This is a genomic window from Microbispora sp. NPDC046973, assembly GCF_040644495.1.
Taxonomy (GTDB): Bacteria; Actinomycetota; Actinomycetes; order Streptosporangiales; family Streptosporangiaceae; genus Microbispora.
In genome coordinates, this window is the sequence record NZ_JBEYWQ010000067.1 from 1 (window position 1) to 8,714 (window position 8,714).

Consider the following 8,714-nt stretch of genomic DNA (forward strand, 5'->3'; position numbering starts at 1 on the left):
CACCCGGCGGCTGGCCGACAGTTTCCCCGCGGTGGACTACTTCGAGGAGGCGCGGCTGCCCTTCGTCGTCGGCGTGAACGGCTTCGACGGGCAGTTCCCGCACGCCGAGGAGGAGGTGCGTGAGGCGATGTCGTTGTCGCCGCAGATCCCGATCGTCCGCACCGACGCCCGCGACCGCGAATCGGTCAAGAGCACCCTGATCACGCTCGTCGAACACGCGCTGACCATGCGGGTCGCCGTTCCGGGCCCCGGTTTCCACCAAGGTCGTGTCTGATAAAGCTCTGCTGCGAGTGGCCCAGGCGACGCCTGCTCCACCCCATGGAAACTCCTCGATGGCTCGGACTTTCCATGGGGCTCGGGAAGATCACCCACGAGGGCACGCCTCTGTGAGGCACTCCCGGCTCAGCGGGGCAGGGCCTCGATCAGGCTCGCCCCGGCGGGCAGCGGCAGGACGCGGGAGAGCGTGAAACCCGCCTCGCCGAGCAGCCGGGTGTGCTCGCTCAACGTGCGCTCCATCCCGCCGTCGGTCAACGCGAGCATGCGCATGTCCAGGTCCTTGCCGATGTGCGGCGTGGCGTCGTCCGGCAGCACCATTTCCAGCAGCAGCACCCGGGCGCGGCCGGCAGCCGCCTTCCGCACGTTGGCGAGGATGCGCAGGCTCGCCTCGTCGCTCCAGTTGTGGATGACGCTGGCCAGCAGATAGACGTCCCCGCCCGCGGGCACGCTCTCGAAGAAGTCGCCGCTCGCGAACTCGCACCGGTCGCCGAGGCCTCGCGCGCTCAGGGACTCCCGGGCCTTCTCGACCACGTGCGCGATGTCGAAGAGCACGCCGCGCATGCCGGGGTGCCGGTCGAGCACCGCCGCCAGCAGGTGCCCGGTTCCCCCGGCGACGTCCACCAGCGTCTTCACGCCGGTGAAGTCGTAGGCGGTGGCCACGGCGGCCTCCAGCGGCGCCGCGCGGATGGCCATGTACTCGTTGAACAGGCGGGCGGCCTCGGGACGCTCCTGGAAATAGCCATACAAAGGGCCGAAACGCGCGATGAAGGCGGACCGCCCGTCCCGCACGGTCTGCGCCAGGTTGCCCATGGCGTACCAGTAACCGTTCTCGGCCGCCATGCGCAGGGCGGAGCGCATGCTGCCCGGAACGCCGTCGCGCAGCGTGTGACCCTCCTCGGTCAGCTCGTACGTCCCCGGAGCGACGGCGCGGACCACGCCGACCGTCTCGAGTTCCCGCAGCACGCGCGCCAGGGAGGGCTCGTGCGCGTCGCACGCCTTGGCCAGCTGCGCCACGTCCATCGGGCCGGAGGCCAGGTGTTCGGCGCAGTTCAGCTCGGCCATCGCGGCGAGCGCGGCGAACCGGGAGAGCCCGACGATGGCGTCCCAGACGGGGCCGGTGGAGTCGATCACTGCTTCTCCAGAACAGTTGAGGTGGAGGAGCCGCCTCGGACCAGGCGGCCCACTTCGGCACGCAGCCGGACGAACGCGTCCCGTTGCCGCGTCGCGATCTGGTCGCGTGCCTCGCCCAGGTCGACCGGAAGGTCGGCGGCCACCCGGGCCGGCGACCGGGTGAGGACGATCACCCTGTCGCCGACGTAGACGCTTTCGTCGATGTCGTGCGTGATCAGCAGGGTCGTCATGCCGTGGTGCGCGCAGACCCGCAGCACCAGGTCTTCCAGGTCCTCGCGGGTCTGCGCGTCCACCGAGCCGAAGGGCTCGTCCATCAGCAGCAGGGAGGGGCGGTAGGCCAGAGCGCGGGCGATGGACACCCGTTGCTGCATCCCGCCGGACATCTCCCAGGGGTACTTCTCCGCGGCGTCGGCCAGGCCGACCTGGTCGAGTGCGGCCATCGCCGCCTCCCTGCGGCGCCGCCGATCCAGCCCGCGGCGTCGCAGCGGCAGCGCCACGTTGTTCGCGGCGGTCATCCACGGATACAGCGAACGGCTGTAGTCCTGGAAGACGACGGCCAGGTTGTCGGGGATGCGGTCGACGGGCTGCCCGCCGATCAGCACCCGGCCCCCGGTGGGACGGATGAGACCGGCGACGGACCGCAGCAGGGTGGACTTGCCGCAGCCGGAGGGGCCCACGACGCAGACGAGTTCGCCCTCGGCGGCGCGGATGCTCACCCCGTCGAGAACGCGATGCGAGCCGTACGAGTGGACCAGATCGGTGATCTCGAGCACGATGCCTTCCTAGGTGGTCTGCCTGGCGTTCCTGTGCCAGGCGAGAACGCGCCGTTCCAACAGCAGGAACGCGGAGTTGAGCAGATAGCCGAGGAGGCCGAGCACCACCAGGCAGCCCCACATGTCGGTGTAGAGGTAGCTGCGCTGCGCCGTCAGGAGCCGGTAGCCGAGGCCGCCGGAGCCGGCGAGGATCTCGGCGATGATCAGCAGGATCAGGGCCAGCGAGAGGGCCAGCCGCAGGCCGGCGAAGATCTTGGGCATCGCGGCGGGAACGATCACTCTGGTGAGCCGCTGGGCCGTCGAGAACCCGAAGATGCGCGCGGTCTCCAGGTGTTGCCGGTCCACCGTCCGGGTGCCGTCGATGGTGTTGATGAGGATCGGCCAGATGATCCCGAACACGATCGTCGTGAGCTGCGCCGGCGTGCTCAGCTTCAGCAGGGCGAGGAAGAAGGGCACCAGCAGCGGCGGCGGCACGGCCCGGCCGAGGTGGATCAGCGGGTCGAGGTAGCCGGACAGGCGGGGGGAGCAGCCGATGGCGATTCCGGCGGCCACCCCGAGGACCGCGGCCAGCGTCCACCCGGCGAACAGCCGGGCGAGGCTGGGGCCGAAGTCGTCCATCGCCTGTTGCGTCAGCAGGAGGTGGGCGGGCGGCCCGGACAGCCACATCTCGCCCATGCGGGCCAGCGTCGCCGACGGGGGAGGGAAGAACGGCTGCTCGGCGGCGCGGGTGGCGACCTCCCAGGCCACGAGCGTCACCGGCACCAGCCAGAGACGGCCGACGGCTCTGATGACGTTCATCGGGCGGCTCCGGTGCGTACGTCGTGCCAGCGGAACAGTCTGCGTTCCACCGCGACCAGGGCGGTGTTGGACAGGACGCCGAACAGGCCCGCCCACAGGGCCGCGCCGAGCATCAGGTCCATCCGGTTGCCGCTCGCGGCCTCCGTGATGTAGATCCCGACGCCCTCCGCCCCTCCTGCGAGCAGCTCCGCGCTGATCACGAGGATGACGGCGGTGCCGGCGGCGACGCGGATCCCGGTCGCGATGAAGGGCGCGGCGCTGGGCAGCGCCACCCGCAGCAGCACGGACACCGGGCCGAACCCGAAGCTGCGCAGGGTCTCCTTGGCGAGCGGGTCGACGTCCTTCAGTGCGTAGATCGTGTTGATGACGATCGGCCAGGACGCCGCGTAGACGACGACGGCCACCCTCAGGTGCAGGTTGTCGCTGAAGAGCAGGATCGCGAGCGGGATGATGGCGACCGACGGGATGGGCCGGAGGAACTCGATCAGCGGCCGTACGGCCCGCTCCACGGGCGGCAGGGCCCCGAGCGCGAGTCCGGCCGGGACCGCCACCGCCACGGTCAGCAGCAGGCCGAGCCCCCACGCGACGAGCGAGGCACGCGCGTCGGCGAGGAACTCCTGGTCGACGAGCAGCTCCGCCGCGCCGCGGAGGATCGTGGACATGCGGGGCAGGAAGCGGTCGTCGATCAGGCCGGTCGCGCCGACGATCTCGGCCGCGGCGAGGAACCCCGCGACGCCGGCGACGCCGCGGAGGACTCGTGCGTGTTCCATGGCAGGTGCGGGATCTCCGTCAGCTCGCCGGGGGCGGCAGGATCATCGACTTCACGTCCAGATCGTTCTTGAGGTAGCCGTACTCCTTCATCAGGTCGGCCACGCGCTGCAGGCGGGTCTCGCTGAGGGAGGTCGGGTAGGAGCCCAGGGAGATGACGGCGGCGGTGGCGGCGTCGATCTTGGTGTACTTGGGCAGCGTCTCCTCGACGATCTTGCGGTCCTTCGCGACGAGCGCCTGCGCCTTGCCGAGCGCCCGCTGGAACGCGGCTATCGCCTTGGGATATTTGCTCGCGATGGCGTCGGTGGTGAACCAGCCGGCGATGGGGAGACTTTCGGTCGGACCGGTCATCTCATCGACGATGATTCGGCCACCCGCTTTTGATTCCACCGTGATGACCGGTTCGGTCATCGCCGCCGCGTCCACCTGGCCGTTTTCCAGGGCGGCGGGCATGTCGGGGAACTTCTTCTCCACGAACTGGTCCGGGGTCGCGGTCACCCCGGCCACCTTCATCTGCACCTCGGCGGTCAGTTGGCTGACACTGTTGAGAACATTGACCGCTATGGTCTTCCCCTTGAGGTCTGCAACAGTTTTGATCGGGGAGTCCTTTTTGACCATGATGACGAAAGCGCCGGGAGCGGCGCCATAACTGTCCGCGACGTACTTGAACTTCCCCGCGCCCTTGTCCTGGGCGAGGAAAGTGCCGACGTACGCGCCGAGCGACACGTCGAGGCTTCCGCCCAGCAGTTTCTGGGTGGCGACGGCGCCGCCGGCGACCACCTCGGGCTGGACCTCCAGGCCCTCGGCCTTGAAGAACCCCCGGTCGATCGCCACCTGCAATGGCGCGCTGTCCGGCACCGGAATCGTGCCGACCTTCAGCGTCGTCTTCTCCAGTCCGTTGCCCGAGGAAGAGGAGGACGTCGTGTCGGAGGTGCCGCAAGCGGTGAGCGTCAGGACGGCCGCGACGCCGACGGCGAGAGTACGCCTTATAAGCCTCATGAAGTCTCCTTGTCTGGAGTGTTGAGGTGGCCGCCCGCGACGGGTCGGTCCCGCGTAGACGGCGACGGGCGAGAAGCGTACAGGAGCCGTATCGATTAGATGTGTTTGAGTCACGATTGTAGTCAAATTGAGGGTTAAATCACCTCTGTCGTCATTTGGAATTACGGCCAAGGGCTTGGACCGGTTCCATGATGGGGGTCGACGCGGATGTCCTGTCCGATATTGCCTTCTCCCTGCTCGGCGCCGCTCTGCGCATACGCGTTTAGGGCGGGGCGAAACGCTGGACCGCTCCAAAATCCCAAGCTCTTTGTCTATCTCGACGCCTTATGCTCAAATTGCCCGGTGATGTGCGGGCTCTCGCAATAGAGCGACCCCGGAGCCTTATCCCTGAGATTCAGCGCGAGAGGTTGCGCCAGTGAGGACAGCAACGATCGAGAGCGGTCGCCGCGCCGAGCCCGAACCGGTCGCCGAGCCCGCCGGCGGCGCGTCCTCCGCGGACGGCGGGCCGCCCGACGGGCCCGCGACCGGCAACTCGATTCAGCTGAAGAACTGGCGGGTGCGAACCCGGCTCGTCGCGCTGATCGTGCTGCCCACCGTCGTCGCGGTCCTGCTCGGCGGCCTGCGGGTGGCGAGTTCGATATCCAGCGCCGCCGAGTATCAGCGGGTGCGTGAGGCCGTCGAGCTCGTCGGCAACGTCGGCGTGCTCCTCCACGAGCTCCAGCTGGAGCGGGACCTGTCGGTCAAGTACGTCGCCGGCGGCCGTCGTGACAGAGACCTGCTCACCACGGTGAACAGCCAGCACGACGCCGTGAACGCCGCCGCGCAGCAGGTGCGCGTCCGGGCCGAGACGAGCGGGGACGCGCTGGGCGGGCTCGGCCGGGAGGACATGGCGCGGGCCCTGGCCCGCCTGTCGGACCTGACCGCGTTCCGGAAGATCGTGCTGGAGTCGCAGCTCCCGCCGCTGCGCGGCATCGAGAACTACCGGCTCGTCACCGACGACCTGCTGAAGCTGTACGACGCGGCGGGCCAGGGGGTTCCCGACGAAGGGCTGTACGCCAGCATCAAGGCGCTCGCGGCGCTCGCCCGGGCCAAGGAGGCGGTGTCGGAGCAGCGCGCGCTGCTCGCCCTGGGACTGGCCCGGCAGCGGCTCGACCCCGCCGAGCTCGACGCCTTCACCGGCGCGGCGGCCAGGGAGCAGAGCGAACTGGCCGCGTTCACCGCCGTGGCCACCACCGACGAGCGGCAGCTCTACAACGACACGGTCACCGACCAGAAGGTGGACCGGGCGCGGTTCTTCATCGACCGGACGCTGTACCTCGTCGGCACCGGGCAGCCCATTCGCAACCTCAGCGGCAGAGGGGCCGACGCCGACCGCTGGTTCGACGCGATCAGCGAGCAGGCCGACCTCATGCGCGACGTGATGGCAGGACTGACCAAGTCGATCGTCGCCCGGAGCGAGGCTCTGCAGAGTTCCGACCGGAACGTGGCCGTCGTCAACATCACGATGGTCGTCGTCGTCCTCCTGCTGGTCCTGCTCATCACCGCCGTCATGGCGCGCTCGCTCGTACGGCCGCTGCGGCGGCTGCGCAGCGAGGCGCTGGAGGTCGCCGGGCACCGCCTGCCCGCCCTGGTGCAGCGGCTGCGCGAGTCGGAGGACGGCGCGGCGGGGCAGGCCGCGGTGCAGCCGATCGGCGTGGTGTCCGCCGACGAGATCGGCGAGGTCGCGCGGGCCTTCGACGAGGTCCACCGCGAGGCCATCCGGCTGGCGGGCGACGAGGCCCGGCTGCGCAGCAACGTCAACGCGATGTTCGTGAACCTGTCGCGGCGCACCCAGACCCTCGTGGAGCGCCAGATCGCCCTGATCGACGGACTGGAGCAGGGCGAGCAGGACGAGCAGCGGCTCGGCGACCTGTTCAAGCTCGACCACCTGGCGACCCGCATGCGCCGCAACAGTGAGAACCTCCTGGTCCTCGCCGGGCAGGAGCCCGCACGCCGCTGGAGCAGGCCCGTCGAGATCACCGACGTCATCCGGGCCTCGCTGTCGGAGGTCGAGGGCTACGAACGGGTGGCGCTGAACTTCCCCTCGGACGTCTCGATCGCCGGCCAGGCCGTCAACGACGTCATCCACCTGCTCGCCGAGCTGGTGGAGAACGCGCTGTCGTTCTCGGCCCGCGACACCCGCGTGGTGGTCTCGGGCAACCGGATCGACGGCGGGGGCGTGATGATCTCCGTCACCGACTCCGGCATCGGCATGACGTCGGAGGAGATCTCCCAGGCGAACTGGAGGCTGGCGAACCCGCCGGTGGTGGACGTGTCGGTGTCGCGGCGGATGGGCCTGTTCGTGGTCGGCCGTCTCGCCGCCCGCAACGGCATCAGGGTGCAGCTCAGGCCGCACGACGGAGGCGGTCTGACCGCCATGGTCCTGCTGCCGGAGACCATCATGGGTCATCCGGCGCACCAGCCTGAGGCCTATTCGAGCGCGTTCGCCCCGGCCTGGAGCCCGCGGCAGGCCGAGCAGGGGACCGCGCAGCAGGGCATCGGGGGCTGGGGCCGTCAGCAGCTGCCGGCCTCCGGGGCCGCCGCGCCGTCCCTCCACGATCCGCTCACCCGGATACGCGGCCGGTCGTCCGGCATGGACGAAACGGCGACCGGGCCTCTGCCGGCGGTGACCGGGCCCGTCCCGATGGGGCTGGGCGCGATGCCGGCGACGACCGGCCCGGTCGCGATCTCCGGGCCGGTGCACGGCGCCCCGATCCCGCAGGGCGGGGCACCGTCCGCCCCCGCCGAGGAGTATCTGCCGATCTTCGCCTCCGTCGAGTCCGCCTGGTTCCGGCGTACTCCCGCCGCCGACACCGGATCCGGCTGGCAGAACACCTCGCCGGTGGACGCCGGGTGGCAGGCCGCGGCGGCGGCCACCGAGAAGCCCGCCTCGGACGGCACGACCTCATCGGGTCTGCCCAAGCGGGTGCCGAAGGCCAACCTGGTGCCCGGCTCGGCCGATCCGGCCGCGGCGCCGGCGGCACCCGCCCCTTCGCCGCCGCTCCTGTCGCCCGACCGGGCCCGCAGCCGCCTGGCGAGCCTGCAGCAGGGCGTACGGCAGGGCCGGGCGGTGGCCAGGGGCGAACTGAGTGAGGACGAGGGCTACCCGACCGCGAAAGGGGACGGCGCATGAGTGAGTTGAGCCAGGGCGCACGCGGCCTGAACTGGCTGATCGATGATTTCGTGAGTTCGGTGCCCGGCGTGGCGCACTCCGTCGTCGTCTCCGCGGACGGCCTGCCCCTGGCGTTCTCGCACGGGTTTCCCAAGGACAGGGCGGATCAGCTGGCGGCGGTGGCGGCCGGGTTGATCAGTCTGACGCAGGGTGCCTCGCGGGTGTTCGAGGGTGGCCCGGTGACGCAGACGGTGGTGGAGATGCAGCGGGGGTTGTTGCTGATCATGTCGATCAGTGACGGGTCCTGTCTGGCGGTGCTGGCGGCGGCGGATTCCGATCTGGGTCTGGTGGCCTATCAGATGACGTTGCTGGTGGAACGGGCGGGTCAGGTGCTGACCCCCGCGGTCCGCGCCGAGCTCCAAGCCATGTCGTATCCCCGGAGGTGACCGGATGGATCCGTGGGGACAGCCGCCGGGCGCGGACCCGTGGGGTCAGGAACCCGGCGCGGACCCGTGGGGGCGGCAGCCGAGCAGCCCGATCCCCGAGGAACCCGCGTCTCCGGTCCGCCCGTTCACCGTCACCGGCGGGCGTACGACGCCCCGCATGCAACTCGCGCTGGAGGCGCTCGTTTCCTCCGCCACGACCACGCACTACGACCTGTCCACGAGGCCCCCGGAATTTCGGGCCATCGCCTCCCTGTGCCGTCAGGTGCGGTCGGTGGCCGAGGTGTCGGCGTTGCTGCGGATTCCGCTGGGTGTGGTTCGCGTGGTGATCGCGGACATGGCGGCGGAGGGGCTGGTGCATGTGCATCAGCCGCA

The 8,714-nt window shown here is 70.2% G+C and carries 8 protein-coding genes and 1 pseudogene; 4 read left to right on the forward strand and 5 right to left on the reverse strand.

Annotation, left to right across the window (positions count from 1 at the left end):
- Nucleotides 1–274: pseudogene (locus ABZ860_RS42580) on the forward strand (ATP-binding protein); the annotation flags it as partial.
- 128 nt (nt 275–402) lie between these two features.
- Here the strand turns inward: ABZ860_RS42580 and ABZ860_RS42585 are convergent.
- The 5 genes from ABZ860_RS42585 to ABZ860_RS42605 are packed head-to-tail and all read right to left on the reverse strand — an operon-like array spanning nt 403 to nt 4,859.
- Nucleotides 403–1,407: a methyltransferase gene (locus ABZ860_RS42585; RefSeq protein ID WP_357232488.1), complete on the reverse strand. Its 1,005-nt coding sequence runs from the start codon at nt 1,405–1,407 to the stop codon at nt 403–405.
- Nucleotides 1,404–2,180, reverse strand: coding sequence for an ABC transporter ATP-binding protein (locus tag ABZ860_RS42590; protein WP_357232491.1), 777 nt, complete (start codon nt 2,178–2,180; stop codon nt 1,404–1,406). The genes ABZ860_RS42585 and ABZ860_RS42590 overlap by 4 nt, the downstream gene beginning before the upstream one ends.
- A 9-nt stretch (nt 2,181–2,189) precedes the next feature.
- On the reverse strand, nt 2,190–2,978 hold the full coding sequence (locus ABZ860_RS42595; RefSeq protein ID WP_357232494.1) for an ABC transporter permease subunit: 789 nt from the start codon (nt 2,976–2,978) through the stop codon (nt 2,190–2,192).
- A complete protein-coding gene (locus ABZ860_RS42600; protein WP_357232497.1) occupies nt 2,975–3,748 on the reverse strand; it encodes an ABC transporter permease in 774 nt (257 codons plus the stop codon). The genes ABZ860_RS42595 and ABZ860_RS42600 overlap by 4 nt, the downstream gene beginning before the upstream one ends.
- A 19-nt stretch (nt 3,749–3,767) precedes the next feature.
- Entirely contained in the window at nt 3,768–4,859 is a 1,092-nt protein-coding gene (locus ABZ860_RS42605) for an ABC transporter substrate-binding protein (protein ID WP_357232501.1), read from the reverse strand.
- A 301-nt stretch (nt 4,860–5,160) separates the two neighbouring features.
- Between ABZ860_RS42605 and ABZ860_RS42610 the strand changes: the two genes are divergently transcribed.
- From ABZ860_RS42610 to ABZ860_RS42620, 3 genes are all read left to right on the forward strand, one after another.
- On the forward strand, nt 5,161–7,917 hold the full coding sequence (locus tag ABZ860_RS42610) for a nitrate- and nitrite sensing domain-containing protein (protein WP_357232504.1): 2,757 nt from the start codon (nt 5,161–5,163) through the stop codon (nt 7,915–7,917).
- A complete protein-coding gene (locus ABZ860_RS42615; protein ID WP_357232507.1) occupies nt 7,914–8,342 on the forward strand; it encodes a roadblock/LC7 domain-containing protein in 429 nt (142 codons plus the stop codon). Before ABZ860_RS42610 ends, ABZ860_RS42615 begins: the two co-directional genes overlap by 4 nt.
- A 4-nt stretch (nt 8,343–8,346) precedes the next feature.
- The coding region (locus tag ABZ860_RS42620; RefSeq protein ID WP_357232510.1) for a DUF742 domain-containing protein at nt 8,347–8,714 on the forward strand (368 nt) is incomplete at its 3' end.